The sequence below is a fragment of the Cobetia sp. D5 genome, from assembly GCF_035666195.1.
Classification (GTDB): Bacteria; Pseudomonadota; Gammaproteobacteria; order Pseudomonadales; family Halomonadaceae; genus Cobetia; species Cobetia amphilecti.
In genome coordinates this window covers 4,036,907-4,057,628 of the sequence record NZ_CP142020.1, presented here as the reverse complement: position 1 = coordinate 4,057,628, position 20,722 = coordinate 4,036,907, and the positions used below count along the sequence as shown (strand labels likewise).

Annotated in this window: 23 protein-coding genes; all 23 read left to right on the top strand. The window is 58.7% G+C overall.

Annotated elements, in window-relative coordinates:
• Positions 1–44 precede the first annotated feature (44 nt).
• The 23 genes from rpoB to rplF all read left to right on the top strand — a co-directional run bounded on the left by rpoB (position 45) and on the right by rplF (position 20,717).
• The gene (gene rpoB, locus U0O11_RS16855; RefSeq protein WP_043334884.1) at positions 45–4,121 is read left to right on the top strand and encodes a DNA-directed RNA polymerase subunit beta; all 4,077 of its coding nucleotides are present in this window, start codon (positions 45–47) and stop codon (positions 4,119–4,121) included.
• Between the two features lie 88 nt (positions 4,122–4,209).
• On the top strand, positions 4,210–8,451 hold the full coding sequence (gene rpoC / locus U0O11_RS16850) for a DNA-directed RNA polymerase subunit beta' (protein ID WP_043334882.1): 4,242 nt from the start codon (positions 4,210–4,212) through the stop codon (positions 8,449–8,451).
• 137 nt (positions 8,452–8,588) lie between these two features.
• On the top strand, positions 8,589–8,963 hold the full coding sequence (rpsL, locus tag U0O11_RS16845; protein ID WP_043334880.1) for a 30S ribosomal protein S12: 375 nt from the start codon (positions 8,589–8,591) through the stop codon (positions 8,961–8,963).
• A 101-nt stretch (positions 8,964–9,064) separates the two neighbouring features.
• Positions 9,065–9,535 carry a 30S ribosomal protein S7 gene (gene rpsG / locus U0O11_RS16840; protein ID WP_043334878.1) on the top strand — a complete coding sequence of 157 codons (471 nt, stop codon included), beginning with the start codon at positions 9,065–9,067 and terminating at the stop codon, positions 9,533–9,535.
• An 18-nt stretch (positions 9,536–9,553) separates the two neighbouring features.
• A complete protein-coding gene (fusA, locus tag U0O11_RS16835) occupies positions 9,554–11,671 on the top strand; it encodes an elongation factor G (protein WP_043334876.1) in 2,118 nt (705 codons plus the stop codon).
• Positions 11,672–11,700: 29 nt separating this feature from the next.
• A complete protein-coding gene (tuf, locus tag U0O11_RS16830) occupies positions 11,701–12,894 on the top strand; it encodes an elongation factor Tu (RefSeq protein WP_043334873.1) in 1,194 nt (397 codons plus the stop codon).
• A 147-nt stretch (positions 12,895–13,041) separates the two neighbouring features.
• Positions 13,042–13,353 carry a 30S ribosomal protein S10 gene (gene rpsJ / locus U0O11_RS16825; protein WP_024950650.1) on the top strand — a complete coding sequence of 104 codons (312 nt, stop codon included), beginning with the start codon at positions 13,042–13,044 and terminating at the stop codon, positions 13,351–13,353.
• A 146-nt stretch (positions 13,354–13,499) separates the two neighbouring features.
• Positions 13,500–14,138 (top strand): 50S ribosomal protein L3, encoded by a 639-nt coding sequence (gene rplC / locus U0O11_RS16820; RefSeq protein WP_024950651.1) that lies wholly within the window; start codon positions 13,500–13,502, stop codon positions 14,136–14,138.
• 13 nt (positions 14,139–14,151) lie between these two features.
• Positions 14,152–14,757, top strand: a complete 606-nt coding sequence (gene rplD, locus U0O11_RS16815) for a 50S ribosomal protein L4 (protein WP_054556901.1) — start codon at positions 14,152–14,154, stop codon at positions 14,755–14,757.
• The gene (gene rplW, locus U0O11_RS16810) at positions 14,754–15,050 is read left to right on the top strand and encodes a 50S ribosomal protein L23 (RefSeq protein WP_043334865.1); all 297 of its coding nucleotides are present in this window, start codon (positions 14,754–14,756) and stop codon (positions 15,048–15,050) included. The genes rplD and rplW overlap by 4 nt, the downstream gene beginning before the upstream one ends.
• A 16-nt stretch (positions 15,051–15,066) precedes the next feature.
• Complete coding sequence (rplB, locus tag U0O11_RS16805; protein WP_043334862.1) at positions 15,067–15,894, top strand: 50S ribosomal protein L2; 828 nt, start codon at positions 15,067–15,069, stop codon at positions 15,892–15,894.
• A gap of 22 nt (positions 15,895–15,916) precedes the next feature.
• Complete coding sequence (gene rpsS / locus U0O11_RS16800; protein WP_024950655.1) at positions 15,917–16,192, top strand: 30S ribosomal protein S19; 276 nt, start codon at positions 15,917–15,919, stop codon at positions 16,190–16,192.
• Between the two features lie 19 nt (positions 16,193–16,211).
• Complete coding sequence (gene rplV, locus U0O11_RS16795; RefSeq protein WP_043334859.1) at positions 16,212–16,544, top strand: 50S ribosomal protein L22; 333 nt, start codon at positions 16,212–16,214, stop codon at positions 16,542–16,544.
• A gap of 10 nt (positions 16,545–16,554) precedes the next feature.
• Positions 16,555–17,247 (top strand): 30S ribosomal protein S3, encoded by a 693-nt coding sequence (gene rpsC, locus U0O11_RS16790; RefSeq protein ID WP_043334856.1) that lies wholly within the window; start codon positions 16,555–16,557, stop codon positions 17,245–17,247.
• A gap of 11 nt (positions 17,248–17,258) precedes the next feature.
• On the top strand, positions 17,259–17,672 hold the full coding sequence (gene rplP, locus U0O11_RS16785; protein ID WP_043334854.1) for a 50S ribosomal protein L16: 414 nt from the start codon (positions 17,259–17,261) through the stop codon (positions 17,670–17,672).
• A complete protein-coding gene (gene rpmC / locus U0O11_RS16780) occupies positions 17,672–17,863 on the top strand; it encodes a 50S ribosomal protein L29 (RefSeq protein ID WP_024950659.1) in 192 nt (63 codons plus the stop codon). The genes rplP and rpmC overlap by 1 nt, the downstream gene beginning before the upstream one ends.
• 1 nt (position 17,864) lies before the next feature.
• The gene (rpsQ, locus tag U0O11_RS16775) at positions 17,865–18,125 is read left to right on the top strand and encodes a 30S ribosomal protein S17 (RefSeq protein ID WP_043334852.1); all 261 of its coding nucleotides are present in this window, start codon (positions 17,865–17,867) and stop codon (positions 18,123–18,125) included.
• A 50-nt stretch (positions 18,126–18,175) separates the two neighbouring features.
• Positions 18,176–18,547: a 50S ribosomal protein L14 gene (rplN, locus tag U0O11_RS16770; protein ID WP_043334850.1), complete on the top strand. Its 372-nt coding sequence runs from the start codon at positions 18,176–18,178 to the stop codon at positions 18,545–18,547.
• Positions 18,548–18,562: 15 nt separating this feature from the next.
• The gene (gene rplX, locus U0O11_RS16765; RefSeq protein ID WP_043334846.1) at positions 18,563–18,880 is read left to right on the top strand and encodes a 50S ribosomal protein L24; all 318 of its coding nucleotides are present in this window, start codon (positions 18,563–18,565) and stop codon (positions 18,878–18,880) included.
• A 17-nt stretch (positions 18,881–18,897) separates the two neighbouring features.
• Complete coding sequence (gene rplE, locus U0O11_RS16760; protein WP_043334844.1) at positions 18,898–19,437, top strand: 50S ribosomal protein L5; 540 nt, start codon at positions 18,898–18,900, stop codon at positions 19,435–19,437.
• Between the two features lie 9 nt (positions 19,438–19,446).
• Positions 19,447–19,752 (top strand): 30S ribosomal protein S14, encoded by a 306-nt coding sequence (gene rpsN / locus U0O11_RS16755; protein ID WP_043334842.1) that lies wholly within the window; start codon positions 19,447–19,449, stop codon positions 19,750–19,752.
• A 32-nt stretch (positions 19,753–19,784) separates the two neighbouring features.
• The gene (gene rpsH, locus U0O11_RS16750; RefSeq protein WP_043334840.1) at positions 19,785–20,177 is read left to right on the top strand and encodes a 30S ribosomal protein S8; all 393 of its coding nucleotides are present in this window, start codon (positions 19,785–19,787) and stop codon (positions 20,175–20,177) included.
• A 9-nt stretch (positions 20,178–20,186) separates the two neighbouring features.
• A complete protein-coding gene (gene rplF / locus U0O11_RS16745; RefSeq protein ID WP_216060035.1) occupies positions 20,187–20,717 on the top strand; it encodes a 50S ribosomal protein L6 in 531 nt (176 codons plus the stop codon).
• Positions 20,718–20,722: the final 5 nt, after the last annotated feature.

The following is a 20,722-nucleotide window of genomic DNA, read 5'->3' as shown; positions in this document are numbered from 1 at the left end:
GACCACGCATCGGTCACCCAAGGTGAACAAGCTGGGGAATACAGATGGCTTACTCATACACTGAGAAAAAACGCATCCGCAAGGATTTTGGCAAACTGCCCCAAGTGATGGATGTGCCTTACCTGCTGGCCATCCAGCTTGATTCCTACCACGACTTTCTCCAGCAGGACAGGGCGCCAGAACAGCGCCTGGAAGTCGGCCTTCACGCTGCCTTCAAGTCCGTGTTCCCGATTGCCAGCTTCTCTGGCAACGCAGCGCTCGAGTATGTCAGCTACCGCTTCGGTACGCCGGCGTTCGACGTCAAGGAATGTCAGCTGCGCGGAGTCACTTACTCTGCACCGCTGCGCGTGAAAGTGCGCCTGATGATCTATGACAAGGAATCGTCGAACAAGGCGATCAAGGACATCAAGGAGCAGGAAGTCTACATGGGGGAAATCCCCCTGATGACAGAGAACGGTACCTTCGTCATCAATGGTACCGAACGTGTCATCGTGTCACAGCTGCACCGCTCGCCGGGTGTGTTCTTCGACCACGACAAGGGCAAGAGCCACTCGTCCGGCAAGCTGCTGTACTCCGCACGTGTGATTCCTTACCGCGGTTCCTGGTTGGACTTCGAGTTTGATCCGAAGGACAACGTCTACGTCCGTATCGACCGTCGTCGCAAGCTGCCGGCTTCCGTTCTGCTGCGTGCCATGGGCATGACCAGCGAAGAGATTCTCGGTACGTTCTTCGACACCACGATGTACCACATCGAGCGCAGCGGCTTCTCCGTTGAGCTGGTGCCGGCACGTCTGCGTGGCGAGACCGCCGCCTTCGACATCAAGGATGCCGACGGTAGCGTGATCGTGGAGGAAGGTCGTCGTATTACACAGAAGCACGTCCGTCAGATGGAAGCCTCCGGCCTCGAGCGTCTCGAAGTGCCGATGGACTACCTGTACGGCAAGGTGCTGGCCAAGGATCAGATCGATCCGGCCACTGGTGAGCTGGTCTGCGAAAGCAACAGCGAGATCACTCCGGAACTGCTGGAGAAGATGGCTCAGGCCAAGATCACCCAGTTCGAAGTCATCTACACCAACGACCTGGATTGCGGTCCGTTCGTGTCCGATACCCTGAAACTGGATACCACGCGTAACCAGCTCGAGGCGTTGGTCGAGATCTACCGCATGATGCGTCCGGGCGAGCCGCCCACCAAGGATGCAGCAGAGTCACTGTTCCAGAACCTGTTCTTCAGCGAAGACCGCTACGACCTGTCGGGCGTGGGCCGCATGAAGTTCAACCGTCGCCTGCGTCGCGAAAGCGATACCGGCAGCGGCGTGCTCGATCAGGACGATATCCTGACCGTCATGAAGGAGCTGATCAGCATCCGTAACGGCAATGGCGATGTCGATGACATCGACCACCTGGGTAACCGTCGTATTCGCTCTGTGGGCGAAATGGCGGAAAACCAGTTCCGTGTCGGCCTGGTCCGCGTCGAGCGTGCGGTCAAGGAGCGTCTGTCCATGGCCGAGAGCGAAGGCCTGATGCCGCAGGATCTCATCAACGCCAAGCCGGTTGCGGCGGCGGTGAAGGAATTCTTCGGTTCCAGCCAGCTCTCCCAGTTCATGGATCAGAACAACCCGCTGTCCGAAGTGACGCACAAGCGCCGTGTCTCCGCGCTTGGCCCGGGTGGTCTGACCCGTGAGCGCGCCGGCTTCGAAGTTCGTGACGTTCACGCCACGCACTACGGCCGTCTGTGCCCGATCGAAACGCCGGAAGGCCCGAACATCGGTCTGATCAACTCGCTGGCGACCTACTCCAAGACCAACAGCTATGGCTTCCTCGAGACGCCGTACCGCAAGGTCGTGGATTGTCAGGTCACCGACGATGTCGTCGATCTGTCCGCGATCGAGGAAGGCGATTTCATCATCGCCCAGGCCTCCGCGACCGTCGACGAGAACGGCCGTCTGGTCGACGACCTGGTTCAGGTTCGTCACCGTGGCGAGACCACCTTCATGGCGCCGGAAAAGGTCACCATGATGGACGTGTCTCCGCGTCAGGTCGTCTCTGTCGCTGCCGCACTGATCCCGTTCCTCGAGCACGATGATGCCAACCGCGCCTTGATGGGTGCGAACATGCAGCGTCAGGCCGTTCCGACTCTGAAGGCTGACAAGCCGCTGGTCGGTACCGGCATGGAGCGCTTCGTGGCGCGTGACTCCGGCGTCTGCGCCGTGGCACGTCGTGGCGGCGTCATCGATTCCGTCGATGCCAAGCGCATCGTCGTACGTGTGCGGGAAGAAGAGATCATCGGCGGTGAAGCCGGCGTTGATATCTACAACCTGACCAAGTACGTGCGCTCGAACCAGAATACCTGTCAGAACCAGCGCCCGATCGTGCGCCCTGGCGACGAAGTCGCCATCGGCGACATCCTGGCCGACGGCCCGTCCGTCGACATGGGTGATCTGGCCCTGGGTCAGAACATGCGTCTGGCGTTCATGCCCTGGAACGGCTTCAACTTCGAGGATTCCATCCTGTTCTCGGAGCGTGTGGTGCAGGAAGATCGCTTCACCACCATCCATATCCAGGAACTGACCTGTGTCGCGCGTGACACCAAGCTCGGGCCGGAAGAAATCACTTCCGATATCCCGAATGTCGGCGAATCCGCACTCTCCAAGCTGGATGAGTCCGGTGTCGTCTACATCGGTGCCGAGCTGAACCCGGGCGACATCCTGGTCGGCAAGGTCACGCCGAAGGGCGAGACCCAGCTGACGCCGGAAGAGAAGCTGTTGCGTGCCATCTTCGGCGAGAAGGCGTCCGACGTTAAGGACACCTCTCTGCGTGCCCCGACCGGCATGAAGGCCACCGTCATCGACGTTCAGGTCTTCACCCGTGACGGCGTCGAGAAGGATCAGCGTGCGCTCTCCATCGAGCAGATGCAGCTGGCCGAGGTCCGCAAGGACCTGCAGGAAACCTACCGCATCGCGGAAGAGGCGACCTTCGAGCGTATGCAGCGCAACCTGGTCGGTCAGGCCGTCAACGGTGGTCCGAAGCTCAAGAAGGGCGACGTGCTGACCGATGACTACCTGGAAGCACTGCCGCGCCAGGAGTGGTTCAAGCTGCGTCTGCAGGACGAATCTCTCAACGAACTGCTGGCTCAGGCCGATGAGCAGCTCGAGATCCGTCGTCGCGAGATGGACGAACGCTTCGAAGACAAGAAGCGCAAGCTCACCCAGGGCGATGATCTGGCACCGGGCGTGCTCAAGATCGTCAAGGTATACGTCGCCGTGAAGCGTCGTATCCAGCCGGGTGACAAGATGGCCGGTCGTCACGGTAACAAGGGTGTCATTTCCGCGATCATGCCGGTCGAAGACATGCCGTTCGATGGCAATGGCGAGTCGGTTGACGTCGTGCTGAACCCGCTGGGTGTTCCGTCGCGCATGAACGTCGGTCAGATCCTCGAGACCCACCTCGGCATGGCCGCGCGTGGTCTGGGCGTGAAGATCGAGCACATGCTGCGCGAAGAGCGTGCCGAGCAGGTCAAGCAGATCCGCGAATTCCTCGACAAGGTGTACAACACCGTCGGCGGTCGCCAGGAAGACCTCTCCGTGCTCAGCGATGATGAAATCATCACCATGGCGCACAACCTGAAGAAGGGCGTGCCGATGGCAACGCCGGTCTTCGATGGCGCCAAGGAACACGAGATCAAGCAGTTGCTCACGCTGGCCGGTATCCCTGATTCCGGACAGATGGACCTCTACGATGGCCGCACCGGCGAGAAGTTCGATCGCAAGGTGACCGTCGGTTACATGTACATGCTCAAGCTCAACCACCTGGTGGATGACAAGATGCATGCGCGTTCGACCGGCTCCTACTCCCTCGTCACGCAGCAGCCGCTGGGTGGTAAGGCGCAGTTTGGTGGTCAGCGCTTCGGTGAGATGGAGGTCTGGGCCCTCGAGGCGTACGGCGCTGCCTACACCCTCCAGGAGATGCTCACGGTCAAGTCCGATGACGTGGAAGGCCGTACCAAGATGTACAAGAGCATCGTAGATGGCGATCACACCATGCAGGCGGGCATGCCCGAATCCTTCAACGTGCTGGTGAAGGAAATCCGCTCGCTGGGTATCGACATGGAGCTGGAAGGCTGACGCCGAAAAGCCACAAGTATTGACGGTCCGCAAAGCCTGGTGTCAGCAGCCAGGCTTTGCCCATGACAACTCCGCAACGGAGCGACCCATGAAAGATTTGGTGAAAGTTCTCAAATCGCAGGCGCAGTCCGAAGAATTCGACGCCATCAAGATTACCCTGGCGTCTCCGGACATGATTCGCTCGTGGTCTTTTGGTGAAGTGAAGAAGCCTGAAACCATCAACTACCGGACATTCAAGCCGGAACGTGATGGTCTTTTCTGTGCCAAGATCTTTGGCCCGGTGAAGGACTACGAGTGCCTGTGTGGCAAGTACAAGCGGATGAAGCATCGCGGCATCATCTGTGAGAAGTGTGGCGTTGAAGTGACCAAGGCGGCAGTGCGTCGTGAGCGTATGGCTCACATCGAACTGGCGAGCCCGGTCGCGCATATCTGGTTCCTGAAGTCTCTGCCGTCCCGTATCGGCATGCTGCTCGACATGACTCTGCGTGATATCGAGCGCGTGCTGTACTTCGAAAGCTTCGTGGTCATCGATCCGGGCATGACGACCCTCGAGAAGGGTCATCTGCTCAACGATGAGCAGTACTTCGAAGCGCTGGAAGAATTCGGTGATGATTTCGATGCCCGCATGGGTGCCGAGGCCATCAAGGCGCTGCTCGAGGACATCGAGCTGGAAGAAGAGGTCGAGCGCCTGCGTGAAGAGATTCCGCAGACCAACTCCGAGACCAAGATCAAGAAGCTGTCCAAGCGCCTCAAGCTGCTGGAAGCCTTCTACTATTCCGGCAACAAGCCGGGCTGGATGATCATGGAAGTGCTGCCAGTGCTGCCGCCGGACCTGCGTCCGCTGGTACCGCTGGACGGCGGCCGCTTCGCGACCTCGGATCTGAACGATCTGTATCGTCGTGTGATCAACCGCAACAACCGCCTCAAGCGTCTGCTCGACCTCAATGCGCCGGACATCATCGTGCGCAACGAGAAGCGCATGCTGCAGGAATCCGTGGATGCACTGCTCGACAACGGTCGTCGCGGTCGCGCCATCACCGGTTCCAACAAGCGTCCGCTGAAGTCGCTGGCCGACATGATCAAGGGCAAGCAGGGTCGTTTCCGTCAGAACCTGCTGGGCAAGCGTGTCGACTACTCCGGTCGTTCCGTCATCACCGTCGGCCCGACCCTGCGTCTGCACCAGTGTGGTCTGCCGAAGAAGATGGCGCTTGAGCTGTTCAAGCCGTTCATCTACGCCAAGCTGCAGGCCTCCGGTCACGCCAGCACCATCAAGGCCGCCAAGAAGATGGTCGAGCGCGAAGCCCCGGAAGTCTGGGATTTCCTCGCCGACGTCATCCGCGAGCACCCGGTGCTGCTGAACCGTGCCCCGACTCTGCACCGTCTGGGTATCCAGGCGTTCGAGCCGCTGCTGATCGAAGGCAAGGCCATCCAACTGCACCCGCTGGTCTGCGCTGCGTATAACGCCGACTTTGATGGTGACCAGATGGCTGTCCACGTACCGCTGACGCTGGAAGCCCAGCTGGAAGCGCGTGCGTTGATGATGTCGACCAACAACGTGCTGTCGCCGGCCAACGGCGAGCCGATCATCGTGCCGTCCCAGGACGTCGTGCTGGGTCTGTACTACATGACCCGCGAGAAGATCGGTGCCAAGGGTGAGGGCATGGCCTTCGCGAACCTGGGTGAAGTCGAGCGTGCCTTCGGTACGCACAGCGCTCACCTGCACGCGATGGTCAAGGTCCGTCTGACCGAGACGCTCAAGGACGAAGAGTCCGGCGAGCTGTACGAGAAGACGTCCCTGCACGACACCACCATCGGTCGCGCACTGCTGTTCCGCATTCTGCCGAAGGGCATGCCGTTCGAGCTGATCAACCAGGTGATGAAGAAGAAAGCCATCTCCGGTCTGATCAACGAGGCGTACCGTCGTGTCGGTCTGAAGGACACCGTCATCTTCGCTGACCAGCTGATGTACACCGGCTTCCGTCTCGCGACCTGGTCCGGCGCCTCCATCGGCGTCAACGACTTCGTCATCCCGGACGCGAAGAAGGTCATCATCGACGCGGCCGAAGACGAAGTGAAAGAGATCGAAGACCAGTTCTCCTCCGGTCTCGTGACCGCGGGCGAGAAGTACAACAAGGTCATCGATATCTGGGCGCGTGCCAACGACCGTGTCGCCAAGGAGATGATGGCAGGTATCTCGAAAGAGACCGTCGTCAACTGGAAAGGCGAAGTGGTCAATGACGAAGACGGCAAGCCGATGGAGCAGGACTCCTTCAACAGCGTCTTCATCATGGCCGACTCCGGTGCGCGTGGTTCCGCCGCACAGATTCGTCAGCTGGCTGGTATGCGTGGCCTGATGGCCAAGCCGGATGGCTCGATCATCGAGACGCCGATCACCGCCAACTTCCGTGAAGGTCTGAACGTACTCCAGTACTTCATCTCCACGCACGGTGCCCGTAAGGGTCTGGCGGATACGGCACTGAAGACCGCCAACTCCGGTTACCTGACCCGTCGTCTGGTCGATGTTGCCCAGGATCTGGTCATCACCGAAGCGGATTGCGGCACTCAGGAAGGTCTGATTCTGCACCCGGTCATCGAAGGCGGCGACATCATCGTCCCGCTGTCCCAGCGTGTGCTGGGTCGTGTCGTGGCGCAGGACGTGATCGATCCGGTCTCTGATGAGGTCCTGATCGCACGCGGTACGCTGCTCGACGAAGCCTGGTGTGCACAGCTCGATACCATGGGTGTCGATGAGATCATCGTGCGTACCACCATCGGTTGTGAAACCGTGCACGGTGTCTGCTCGGCCTGTTACGGTCGTGACCTGGCGCGTGGCCATCAGGTCAACGTCGGTGAAGCCATCGGTGTCATCGCGGCACAGTCCATCGGTGAGCCGGGTACCCAGCTGACCATGCGTACCTTCCACATCGGTGGTGCCGCTTCGCGTGCCTCCGCCGTGGACAGTGTCCAGGTCAAGCATGGCGGCAGCGTGCGTCTGCACAACATCAAGTCGGTCGAACGTGCCGATGGCAAGCTGATTGTCGTCTCGCGTTCCAGCGCACTGGCAGTGGCGGATGACCACGGCCGTGAGCGCGAATTCTACAAGCTCCCGTACGGTGCTGAGCTGTCCGTACGTGACGGCGATCCGGTGGCCTCTGGTCAGTCCGTCGCCAAGTGGGATCCGCACACTCACCCGATCGTCGCGGAAGTCGCGGGTCAGGTGCAGTTCACGGACATGGAAGATGGCCAGACCATCAACCGTACCACTGACGAAATGACCGGCCTGTCCTCCATCGAGGTCATCGAAAGTGCTTCACGTCCGTCCGCGGCCCGTGACAAGCGTCCGATGATCATGCTGGTAGACGGTAGCGGCAAGCACGTGACACTGCCGGGCTCCAACACGCCGGTCCAGTACCTGCTGCCGGGCAATGCCGTGGTGTCCGCCGAGAATGGCGCAGCCGTCGGCGTGGGTGACGTCATCGCACGTATCCCGATGGAAGCGTCCGGTAACAAGGACATCACCGGTGGTCTGCCGCGCGTTGCCGACCTGTTCGAAGCACGTCGTCCGAAAGAGCCGGCCATTCTGGCCGAGATCTCCGGCACCGTGACCTTCGGCAAGGAAACCAAAGGCAAGCGTCGTCTGACCATCACGCCGGTGGAAGGTGATCCGTTCGAGCTGTTGATCCCGAAATGGCGCCAGATCAGCGTCTTCGAAGGTGAAACGGTCGAGAAGGGTGAAGTCATCTCCGATGGCCCGAGCAACCCGCACGATATCCTGCGTCTGCTCGGCGTCGCGGAAATGACCAAGTACATCACCACCGAAGTCCAGGAGGTCTATCGCCTCCAGGGTGTCGGCATCAACGACAAGCACATCGAAGTCATCGTGCGTCAGATGCTGCGCAAGGTCGAGATCACCGATTCTGGCGATTCCACCTTCATCACAGGCGACCAGGTGGAATACGCCCGCGTCGTCGAAGAAAACATGCGTCTCGAGGCCGACGGCAAGTTCCCGGCCAAGTTCGATCGCATCCTGCTCGGTATCACCAAGGCGAGCCTGGCAACTGAATCGTTCATCTCCGCGGCGTCCTTCCAGGAAACCACGCGAGTTCTGACCGAGGCATCTGTCACCGGCAAGCGCGATTATCTCCGTGGTCTGAAGGAGAATGTCGTGGTCGGTCGCCTGATTCCGGCGGGTACTGGCCTGGCCTATCACGACGAGCGTCGCCGCCGTCGCGATGGCCTGCCGCTCGCACCGGCCCCGTCGGCACAGGACGTCGAGCAGGAATTGGGCGCTCAGCTCACTGCCCTCGACGCGGACGACGACGACCTCTGAGGTCTTGCGCCCCGCCGTCTCTGACGGCGGGGTTGACGCCCTTGTGGCCCAAGCCCTAGAATATGCAGCCTTTAACAGTAGGGCAGGTGCATCCTGCCCTGTTGTTGGAAGGCAGTACAACCCATTGGAGCAAGCAAATGGCAACCGTTAACCAGCTCGTGCGCAAGCCGCGCAAGCGTCAGGCGTCCAAGAGCGACGTCCCTGCGCTGCAGGCATGTCCGCAGAAGCGTGGCGTGTGTACCCGTGTATACACTACTACCCCGAAGAAGCCGAACTCCGCACTCCGTAAGGTTTGCCGTGTTCGCCTGACCAACGGCTTCGAAGTCACTTCATACATCGGCGGTGAAGGTCACAACCTTCAGGAACACTCTGTTGTTCTGATCCGTGGCGGTCGTGTGAAGGATTTGCCGGGTGTCCGTTACCACACCGTTCGTGGTGCACTGGATACCTCTGGCGTGCAGAACCGTAAGCAGGGCCGTTCCAAGTACGGCGCCAAGCGTCCGAAGGCGTAATTCAAAGTTTAATATCGGTCTGATAAGAGTAAGGTCGGGCGTCGCGTCCAACGCGAGGCGTCCCGGGTTTACCTGAAGGACCCTTCTACTGAGGGCTTATCATGCCTAGAAGACGTGTAGCAGCTAAGCGCGAAATCCTGCCGGATCCGAAGTTCGGAAGCGAGCGCCTGGCCAAGTTCATGAACCACCTGATGATCAGCGGCAAGAAGTCTGCAGCTGAGCGCATCGTTTACGGTGCTCTCGATCGTGTTGCCGAACGCTCCAATGACGAGCCGCTGGACCTCTTCGACAAGGCGCTGGAAGCCATCCAGCCGATGGTCGAAGTGAAGTCCCGTCGTGTTGGTGGTGCAACCTACCAGGTGCCGGTTGAAGTTCGTCCTTCCCGTCGTCAGGCACTGGCCATGCGTTGGCTGGTGGACGCTGCGCGCAAGCGCGGCGAAAAGACCATGGTGCAGCGCCTCTCTGGCGAGATCCTGGATGCCGCTGAAGGCAAGGGTTCTGCTGTGAAGAAGCGTGAAGACGTGCACCGCATGGCAGAAGCCAACAAGGCCTTCTCCCACTACCGCTTCTAAACAACGGGGATACTCACCGTGGCACGCAAGACTCCACTTAAGCGTTACCGCAACATCGGTATCTGTGCCCACGTCGACGCCGGTAAGACTACCACTACCGAGCGCGTCCTGTTCTATACCGGCCTGTCTCACAAGGTCGGCGAAGTCCACGATGGTGCTGCCACCATGGACTGGATGGAGCAGGAACAGGAACGTGGCATCACGATCACCTCTGCGGCGACCACCTGCTTCTGGCAGGGCATGAGCAAGCAGTTCGACGAGCACCGTATCAACATCATCGATACTCCGGGGCACGTTGACTTCACTGTTGAAGTCGAGCGTTCACTGCGTGTTCTCGATGGCGCGGTCGTGGTGCTGTGTGGTTCTTCCGGTGTCCAGCCGCAGACAGAGACTGTCTGGCGTCAGGCCAACCGTTACGAAGTTCCGCGCATGATCTTCGTCAACAAGATGGACCGCGCTGGCGCGGACTTCTTCATGGTCGTCGAGCAGGTGCGCAAGCGCCTGGGCGCGAACGCCGTCCCGATCCAGATCAACTGGGGTGCGGAAGACGAGTTCAAGGGCGTCATCGACCTGATCAAGATGAAGGCCATTGTCTGGGACGAAGACAATCACGGCATGAACTACGAGCTGATCGACATTCCGGCCGAGCTGCAAGATACCGCTGCCGAATGGCGTGAACACATGCTCGAGTCTGCTGCTGAAGCGTCCGAAGAGCTGATGGACAAGTACCTTGAAGAAGGCGAGCTGTCCGAGGAAGAAGTCAAGGCTGCGCTGCGTCAGCGTACCCTGGCCAACGAAATCTGCCTCGTGACCTGTGGTTCTGCCTTCAAGAACAAGGGTGTCCAGGCGGTTCTGGATGCGGTCATCGAATACATGCCGTCTCCGCTTGAAGTCAAGGCCATCGAAGGTGAGCTTGACGACAAGGACGGTACCATCGAGACCCGCGAAGCTGACGACAAGGCTCCGTTCGCGGCGCTGGCGTTCAAGATCGCGACCGATCCGTTCGTTGGTACCCTGACCTTCATTCGCGTCTACTCGGGCGTGCTGAAGTCTGGTGATGGCGTCTTCAACTCCGTCAAGAGCAAGAAGGAGCGTGTCGGTCGTATCGTCCAGATGCACTCCAACTCTCGTGAGGAGATCAAGGAAGTCTATGCTGGCGATATCGCCGCATGTATCGGTCTGAAAGACGTGACCACCGGTGACACCCTGTGTGACCCGGATCACAAGATCGTGCTTGAGCGCATGGAATTCCCTGAGCCGGTCATCTCCGTCGCTGTCGAGCCGAAGTCCAAGGCCGACCAGGAAAAGATGGGTGTTGCACTGGGCAAGCTGGCCCAGGAAGATCCGTCCTTCCGCGTCGAGACCGACGAAGAGTCCGGTCAGACCATCATCTCCGGTATGGGTGAGCTTCACCTGGACATCCTCGTCGACCGCATGCGTCGCGAGTTCAATGTCGAGGCGAACATCGGCAAGCCGCAGGTGGCTTACCGTGAGACCATCCGTACCAAGGTCGAGCAGGAAGGCAAGTTCGTTCGTCAGTCCGGCGGTCGTGGTCAGTTCGGTCACGTCTGGCTTCGCATTGAGCCTCTCACTGCAGAGGACAAGGGCGACGACGAAGAAATGACCTTCAAGTTCGAGTCCGAGATCGTCGGTGGTGCGGTTCCGAAGGAATACGTGCCGGCCGTCGAGAAGGGCGCCGCTGAGCAGCTCAAGAATGGTGTCATCGCCGGTTATCCGATGATCGACGTCAAGGTCACGCTGTTCGATGGTTCCTACCACGACGTCGACTCCAACGAGACTGCGTTCAAGGTCGCCTCTTCCATGGCGATCAAGGCCGGTGCCCCGAAAGCGGGTGCGGTGCTGCTTGAGCCGCTCATGAAAGTCGAAGTCGTCACGCCTGAAGATTTCATGGGTGACGTCATGGGCGACCTGAACCGTCGTCGTGGCCTCGTTCAGGGCATGGATGATTCTTCCACTGGCAAGATCATCAATGCACTGGTGCCGCTGGGTGAGATGTTCGGTTATGCGACCGACCTGCGCTCACAGACCCAGGGCCGCGCAAGCTACTCCATGGAGTTTGCGAAATACGACGAAGCACCGAACAGCATCGTCGAAGCCGTCATCAATCAGAAGTAACCGATTAGCTAACGAAAGAGGTTATAGCAGTGGCTAAGGAAAAATTTGAGCGTTCGAAGCCGCACGTCAACGTCGGCACCATTGGTCACGTCGATCACGGCAAGACCACTCTGACTGCGGCTCTGACTCGCGTCTCTGCAGAAGTCTTCGGTGGTGACGCGCGTGCGTTTGACTCCATCGATAATGCCCCGGAAGAGCGTGAGCGTGGTATCACCATCTCCACCGCTCACGTGGAATATCAGTCCGAAGTGCGTCACTACGCGCACGTCGACTGCCCGGGTCACGCCGACTACGTCAAGAACATGATCACCGGTGCTGCCCAGATGGACGGCGCTATCCTGGTCTGTTCCGCTGCTGACGGCCCCATGCCGCAGACTCGCGAGCACATCCTGCTGTCCCGTCAGGTCGGCGTTCCGTTCATCGTTGTCTTCCTGAACAAGGCTGACATGGTCGATGACGAAGAACTGCTCGAGCTGGTCGAGATGGAAGTTCGTGAACTCCTGAGTGAGTACGACTTCCCGGGCGACGACACTCCGATCATCATCGGCTCTGCCCTGATGGCTCTGGAAGGCAAGGACGACAACGGCATGGGTACTACCGCCGTTGCCAACCTGATCAAGGCCCTGGATGCGTACATCCCGGAGCCGGAGCGTGCTATCGACCAGCCGTTCCTGATGCCGATCGAAGACGTCTTCTCCATCTCTGGCCGCGGTACCGTCGTCACTGGCCGTATCGAGCGTGGTCTGGTCAAGACTGGCGAAGAGATCGAGATCATCGGCGTGCGTGACACCACCAAGACTACCGTTACCGGTGTCGAGATGTTCCGCAAGCTGCTGGACGAAGGTCGTGCTGGCGAAAACGTCGGCGCCCTGCTGCGCGGCACCAAGCGTGATGACGTCGAGCGTGGCCAGGTTCTGGCCAAGCCGGGCTCCATCAAGCCGCACACCAAGTTCGAAGCCGAAGTCTACGTCCTGTCCAAGGAAGAAGGCGGTCGTCACACTCCGTTCTTCAAAGGCTATCGTCCGCAGTTCTACTTCCGTACCACTGACATCACTGGTACCTGTGAGCTGCCGGAAGGCGTCGAGATGGTCATGCCGGGCGACAACGTCCAGATGGTCGTGTCTCTGATCGCTCCGATCGCCATGGAAGATGGTCTGCGTTTCGCTATCCGTGAAGGCGGTCGTACCGTCGGCGCTGGCGTCGTGGCCAAAATCGTCGAGTAAGGTTCTCCTTACCTGACACAGAAGGGGGCCCTGATGGGCCCCCTTTTCTCGCATGTTTGACACCTGATGTCAGTCTGCCTATAATGCGCATCCTTTGAATGCGTGGGTGACGGCCTACGCCGTCGACATCCATTGGAGTTTTGGGCAATGCAAAACCAGAAGATTCGCATCCGGTTGAAAGCATTCGACCACCGTCTGATCGACCAGTCCTCTGCAGAGATCGTTGAAACTGCAAAGCGTACCGGTGCTCAGGTTCGTGGCCCGATCCCGCTGCCGACCCGTCGCGAGCGTTACACCATCCTGGTCTCTCCGCACGTCAACAAGGACGCGCGTGACCAGTATGAGATTCGTACCCACAAGCGCGTTCTCGACATTGTCGAGCCGACAGAGAAGACTGTCGACGCGCTGATGAAGCTTGACCTGGCTGCCGGTGTGGACGTCCAGATCAAGGTTGACTGATACCTCACTAGTCACTGCGGCCCAGCGCTCTCACTGATAGAGCAGCAGCCGCCACGCCGGGATGGCGTCATACAATGTGCTAGTGGAATGCTCTGGAAAGGGCAGCCATAGCGGGTGACAGCCCCGTACACTAAAGGAGACTGAACATGTCTATCGGTTTAGTCGGTAAGAAGGCCGGGATGACCCGTGTCTTCACCGAAGCTGGCGCCTCTGTGCCGGTTACCGTGATTGAAGTTGAGCCGAACCGCATCGTGACCATCAAGTCTCTCGAGACTGACGGCTACAATGCTATTCAGGTGACAACTGGCTCTCGTAAAGCCAAGCACCTCACCAAGGCAACTGCTGGTCAGTATGCCAAGGCGGGTGTTGAGGCTGGCCGTACCCTGATGGAATTCCGCCTGAACGAAGGTGACGAAGCTCCTGCAGTGGGCGGCGAACTCACCGTATCCCTCTTTGAAGCTGGTCAAAAGATTGACGTGACCGGCACCTCCAAGGGTAAAGGTTTCCAGGGCGCAGTTAAGCGCTGGAACTTCCGCACCCAAGACGCTACCCACGGTAACTCACTGTCGCACCGCGCGCCGGGTTCCATCGGTAACTGTCAGACCCCGGGCCGCGTCTTCAAAGGTAAGAAGATGGCTGGCCAGATGGGCAACGTCCGTTCCACCGTCCAGAGCCTGGAAGTGGTCCGCGTCGACGCTGAACGCAATCTTCTGCTGGTCAAGGGTGCCGTTCCAGGTGCTCCGGGCGGCGAAGTGATCGTGCGTTCCGCTGTGAAAGCTCGCTGAGGGGAATTAACCGATGAATCTTAATCTTGCAGGTGCAGGCGGCGCAGTAGACGTCTCCGATGCCACCTTTGGTAAGGACTTCAACGAGGCTCTGGTTCACCAGGTCGTCACCGCCTATCTGGCTGGTGCACGTCAAGGTACCGTGGCTCAGAAGACCCGTTCTGACGTGTCCGGCGGTGGCAAGAAGCCGTGGCGTCAGAAAGGTACTGGTCGTGCACGTGCCGGTACCATCCGTTCCCCGCTGTGGCGTTCTGGCGGTGTGACCTTTGCAGCGCGTCCTCAGGACCACTCGCACAAGGTCAACCGCAAGATGTATCGCGCTGCCATGCGTTCCATCCTGTCCGAGCTGGTCCGTCAGGATCGCCTGGTCGCGGTCGATGCTATCAGCGTCGAAGCTCCGAAGACCAAGCTGCTGATCGCCAAGCTCCAGGAACTGGGCCTTGAGAAAGCGCTGATCGTCACTGAAGAGCAGGACGTCAACCTGTACCTGGCCGCGCGCAACATCCCGTATGTTGACGTCGTCAATGTCGCTGGCGCTGACCCGGTCAGCCTCGTCGGTTACGACAAGGTGCTGATGACTGTCGCTGCCCTGCGCAAGTTCGAGGAGAACCTGGGATGAATCAGGAACGCGTATTCAAGGTCCTGCTTGGTCCTCACATGACCGAGAAGGCCGCGGTCGCTGCCGAGAACAACCAGTACGTGTTCAAGGTTGCCAGCGACGCGACAAAGCCCGAAATCAAGAAAGCCGTCGAAGCGCTGTTTGGTAAGAAAGTCGATCGTGTTCAGGTTCTGAACATGAAAGGCAAGACCAAGCGCACCGCTCGCGGTGTTGGTCGTCGCGCTGGTTATCGCAAGGCCTATGTAACTCTGGCCGCCGGCGAGACCATCGAAGACTTCTCTGGCGCCGAGTAAGGCAGGAGTACGGAACATGGCAATTGTTAAGACAAAACCTACCTCCGCCGGTCGCCGCCACCTGGTAAAGGTCGTCAATGACGAACTTTTCAAAGGTCGCGCGTACGCTCCGCTGCTTGAAAAGCAGTCAAAGTCCGGTGGTCGTAACAATAATGGTCGCATCACTACTCGCCACATCGGCGGTGGTCATCGTCACCATTACCGTCTGGTCGATTTCAAGCGCAACAAGGATGGCATTCCGGCCATCGTTGAGCGTCTGGAGTACGATCCGAACCGTAGCGCGAACATCGCGCTGGTGAAGTACCTTGACGGCGAACGTCGCTACATCATTGCACCGAAAGGTGTCTCTGCTGGCGATCGTCTCGAGTCTGGTGTTAACGCACCGATCAAGAAAGGCAACGCTCTGCCGCTGCGCAATGTCCCGGTGGGTTCCACCGTTCACTGTGTAGAGCTGAAGCCAGGCAAGGGCGCCCAGATCGCTCGTAGTGCAGGTACCAGTGCCCAGGTCGTGGCACGTGACGGTAACTACACCACGCTGCGTCTGCGCTCTGGCGAGATGCGTAAGGTGCTGTCCGAATGCCGTGCAACTCTCGGCGAAGTGGGCAACTCCGAGCACAGCCTCCGTCAACTGGGCAAGGCCGGTGCTAAGCGTTGGAGAGGCGTGCGCCCGACTGTTCGCGGTGTCGCGATGAACCCGGTCGATCACCCGCATGGTGGTGGTGAAGGTCGTACCTCTGGTGGCCGTCACCCGGTCAGCCCGTGGGGCGTCCCGACCAAGGGTCACAAGACTCGCAAGAACAAGCGCACCGATAAGCTTATCGTCCGTCGCCGCAAGGCCAAGTAACAGATATTGAGGGGTAACGGCTGTGCCACGTTCACTGAAGAAAGGTCCTTTTATTGACCTTCATCTGCTGAAGAAGGTTGAGACAGCAGTGGAAAAGAACGACCGCAAACCGATCAAGACCTGGTCGCGTCGTTCCATGATCCTGCCGAACATGGTCGGGCTCACCATTGCCGTCCATAACGGTCGCCAGCATGTCCCGGTTCTCGTTTCTGAGGAAATGGTCGGTCACAAGCTCGGCGAGTTTGCTGCCACCCGCACATACCGCGGGCACGCTGCAGATAAAAAAGCCAAACGGTAAGCCAGAGAGGATTTAAGAGATGGAAGTAGCTGCTAAGCTGCGCGGCGCTCGTTTATCCGCCCAGAAGGCCCGTTTGGTGGCTGACCAGGTGCGCGGTAAGCCGGTCGCCGAGGCGCTGAATCTGCTCGCTTTCTCACCGAAGAAGGCCGCGAAGATTGTTCGCAAGGTTCTGCAGTCCGCGATCGCGAATGCGGAAGAAAACAACGGCATGGACATTGACGAGCTTCGCGTCTCGACTATCTGTGTCGACGAGGGCATGACGCTCAAGCGCATCCAGCCACGTGCCAAAGGCCGTGCGGATCGTATCTTGAAGCGCACTTGTCATATCACCGTCAAGGTAGCCGAGAAGTAGGAGACGACCAATGGGTCAGAAAGTTAATCCGACAGGTTTCCGACTGGGTATTGTCAAGGATCATACCTCTGTCTGGTACGCCGAAGGCGCTACCTATGCCGACAAACTGAACAACGATCTGCAGGTGCGTGGATTCCTGGAAGAGCGTCTGAAAAGCGCTTCCGTGAGCCGCATCAGCATCGAGCGTCCGGCAAACAACGCCCGTATTACCATTCACACCGCCCGTCCGGGTATCGTGATCGGTAAGAAAGGTGAAGATGTCGACCGCCTTCGTCGTGAAGTTTCCGAGATGATGGGCGTTCCCGTCCACATCAACATCGAGGAGATTCGCAAGCCGGAACTCGATGCCAAGCTGGTTGCTGCCAATGTGGCAGGTCAGCTCGAGCGTCGTGTCATGTTCCGTCGTGCGATGAAGCGTGCTGTGCAGAACGCAATGCGTCTGGGCGCCAAGGGCATCAAGATTCAGCTCTCTGGTCGTCTCGGCGGTGCCGAAATCGCCCGTACCGAATGGTACCGCGAAGGCCGCGTTCCGCTTCACACCCTGCGTGCTGACATTGATTACTCCACCTTCGAAGCTCACACCACCTACGGCATCATTGGTGTCAAGGTCTGGATCTTCAAAGGCGAGATCCTCGGTGGCATCGAAGAGGTGCGAGCCAAGGCGAAGCAGCCCGCGTCCGCACCCAAGAAGAAAGGCAAGTAAGGGGGTAATCGATGTTACAGCCCAAGCGTATGAAATTCCGCAAGATGCAGAAAGGTCGCAACCGTGGCCTGGCGCATCGCGGAAGCAAGGTAAGCTTTGGTGAGTTTGGCCTGAAAGCCACCGGCCGTGGTCGTATCACCGCTCGTCAGATCGAAGCTGGCCGTCGTGCCATCACTCGTCACGTCAAGCGTGGCGGTAAGATCTGGATCCGTGTCTTCCCAGACAAGCCGATCTCCAACAAGCCGTTGGAAGTTCGTATGGGTAAAGGTAAGGGTTCTGTCGAGTACTGGGTCGCTCAGATCCAGCCCGGCAAGGTCCTCTACGAGATCGAAGGTGTATCCGAAGAGCTGGCCCGTGAAGCATTTAGCCTGGCCGCTATGAAGATGCCGATCTCCACCACCTTTGTTAAGCGGACGGTGATGTGATGAAAGCCCAAGAACTCCGTGAAAAGTCAGTCGAGGCGCTCCAGGAGCAGTTGTTCGAACTGCTGCGTGAGCAATTCAATCTGCGCATGCAGAAGGCAACAGGCCAGCTGAGCCAGGTTCACCTGCTCAAGCAGACTCGTCGCCAAATTGCTCAGGTTAAGACTGTGCTCAACCAGAAGTCAGGTGAGTAAAATGGCCGAAGAAACTAAAGCACGCACACTCACCGGCAAGGTGGTGAGTGACAAGATGGAAAAATCCATCGTTGTCATGGTCGAGCGCCGTGAGCGTCACCCGATCTATGGCAAGTACCTGAGACGCTCCACCAAGCTGCACGCCCATGATGAGGCGAATCAGGCTCGGATCGGTGACACCGTCTCTATCGCCGAGACTCGTCCGCTGTCCAAGAAGAAAGCCTGGACCCTGGTCGAGGTGGTTGAACAGGCCAAGGGTTAATCCCTAGGCCAGTTCCCACCAGGCAGTCAGATTAGGTTTGGAGAAAACCGATGATTCAGACTCAGACAATGCTGGATGTCGCCGACAACAGTGGCGCGCGCCGGGTGCAATGCATCAAGGTGCTGGGTGGTTCACACCGCCGTTACGCTCGTGTTGGAGACATCATCAAGGTCACCGTCAAAGAAGCTATCCCGCGTGGCAAGGTCAAGAAAGGCCAGGTCATGAAGGCAGTGGTCGTTCGTACCAAAGCCGGTGTCCGTCGTAATGACGGTTCCGTGATCCGCTTCGACGGTAATGCGGCCGTTCTGTTGAACAACACCAACGAACAGCCGATCGGTACCCGTATCTTCGGCCCGGTTACCCGTGAACTTCGCAGTGAGAAGTTCATGAAGATCATTTCCCTGGCGCCCGAAGTGCTGTAAGGAGCGGAAGCGGATATGCAAAAGATCAAACGTGACGATGAAGTCATCGTCATCGCCGGGAAGGACAAGGGCAAGCGCGGTACCATCAGCAAGGTGCTGAAAGGTGAGCGTCTGCTCGTGTCCGGTGTGAATATGATCAAGCGTCACACCAAGCCCAACCCGATGCTGGGCACCCAGGGGGGTATCGTCGAGCGCGAGGCTCCGATTCACGCGTCCAACGTGGCCATCTTCAACCAGGAGACCGGCAAGGCGGATCGTGTCGGAATCCAGGTACAGGAAGACGGTACTAAGGTACGCATCTTTAAGTCGACTCAGAAGCTGATCGACGCCTAACGCGAGTCGGGTACAACATGGCGAACTTGAAAGAACGTTATCAGAACGAAGTGGCCGCCCAGCTTAAAGAGCAGTTCGGCTACGCCAATGTGATGCAGGTTCCCCGCATCACCAAGGTGACCCTGAACATGGGTATCGGTGAAGCCACCGCTGACAAGAAGCTGATCGACAACGCGTTTGCCGATCTCCAGATGCTTTCTGGTCAGAAGCCCATCGTCACCAAGGCACGCAAGTCCATCGCTGGCTTCAAAGTCCGCGAAGGATGGCCGATCGGTGTTAAGGTGACCCTGCGCAGCGATCGTATGTGGGACTTCCTGGACCGTCTCGTGAACGTGGCTATCCCGCGCGTTCGTGACTTCCGTGGTCTGAACCCGAAGTCCTTCGATGGCCGTGGAAACTACTCCATGGGTGTGCGTGAGCAGATCATCTTCCCGGAGATCGAGTATGATAAGATCGACCGGATTCGTGGCCTGGACATCACCATCACCACTAGCGCCAACACCGATGATGAAGGTCGTGCGTTGCTGGGCGCGCTGAACTTCCCGTTCAAGAAATAAGGGTGGATCATGGCAAAGAAAAGCATGGTTGAGCGCGAGCTCAAGCGCACCAAGCTGGTCGCTAAGTACGCCGCCAAACGCGACGCACTGAAGACCATCATCAACGACGTCAACGCTTCTGAAGAAGAGCGCTTCGACGCACAGCTGAAGCTGCAGCAGCTGCCGCGTGATGCCAGCCCGGTCCGTCAGCGTAACCGCTGCCGTATCACTGGCCGTCCGCACGGCTACTACAACAAGTTCGGCCTGAGCCGCAACAAGCTGCGTGAAGCCGCTATGCGTGGTGACGTGCCTGGTCTGACCAAGTCCAGCTGGTAACACCACTGCAAGAATTCAGGAGCGCAACGTAAATGAGCATGCAAGACACTCTGGCGGATATGTTCACTCGTATCCGCAATGCGCAGATGGCCACCAAGGAGACGGTTACCATGCCGTCTTCCAAGCTCAAGGTTGAAGTGGCCCGCGTATTGAAGGAAGAGGGTTATATTTCCGAGTTTGCCGTCGCAGAAGGCGCCAAGCCGGAACTGACCGTGACCCTCAAGTACTTCGAAGGCAAGTCGGTTATCGAGAGCATCAAGCGTATTTCCAAGCCGTCCCTGCGCCAGTACAAAGGCAAGGGTGAGCTTCCGAAAGTCGCAGATGGCCTGGGTATTGCGATCGTTTCCACCTCCCGGGGCGTGATGACCGATCGTGCGGCCCGTCAAGCTGGTGTCGGCGGCGAAGTCCTCTGCACCGTATTCTAGGAGTTTGGAATGTCCCGCGTAGCCAAGTATCCGGTTAAATTGCCGAACGGCGTCGAGGCAAAGCTCGACGGCGACAAGCTGACCGTGAAGGGCAGCAAAGGCCAGCTGGAACTGACCGTCCACCAGGACGTGGTCATCTCTATGGAAGAAGGTCAAATGACCTTCGTTCCGTCCGAGACCGCCAAGAACTGGGCGATGGTTGGTACCACTCGTGCTCTGGTCAACAACATGGTGTCTGGTGTTTCCGAAGGCTTCACCAAGTCTCTGGAAATCAATGGTGTGGGTTATCGTGCCCAGGCCAAAGGCCAGACAATCAACCTGACACTGGGCTTCTCACACCCGGTCGACTATGAACTGCCGGCAAGTGTTACGGCTGAAACGCCGAAGAACACTCAGATCGTCCTCACGTCTGCTGACAAGCAGGCTTTGGGTCAGGTCGCCGCAGAGATTCGCGCATTCCGTCCGCCGGAGCCCTACAAGGGCAAAGGTATTCGGTACAGCGACGAAGTCGTCCGTCGTAAAGAAGCCAAGAAGAAGTAAGGCAG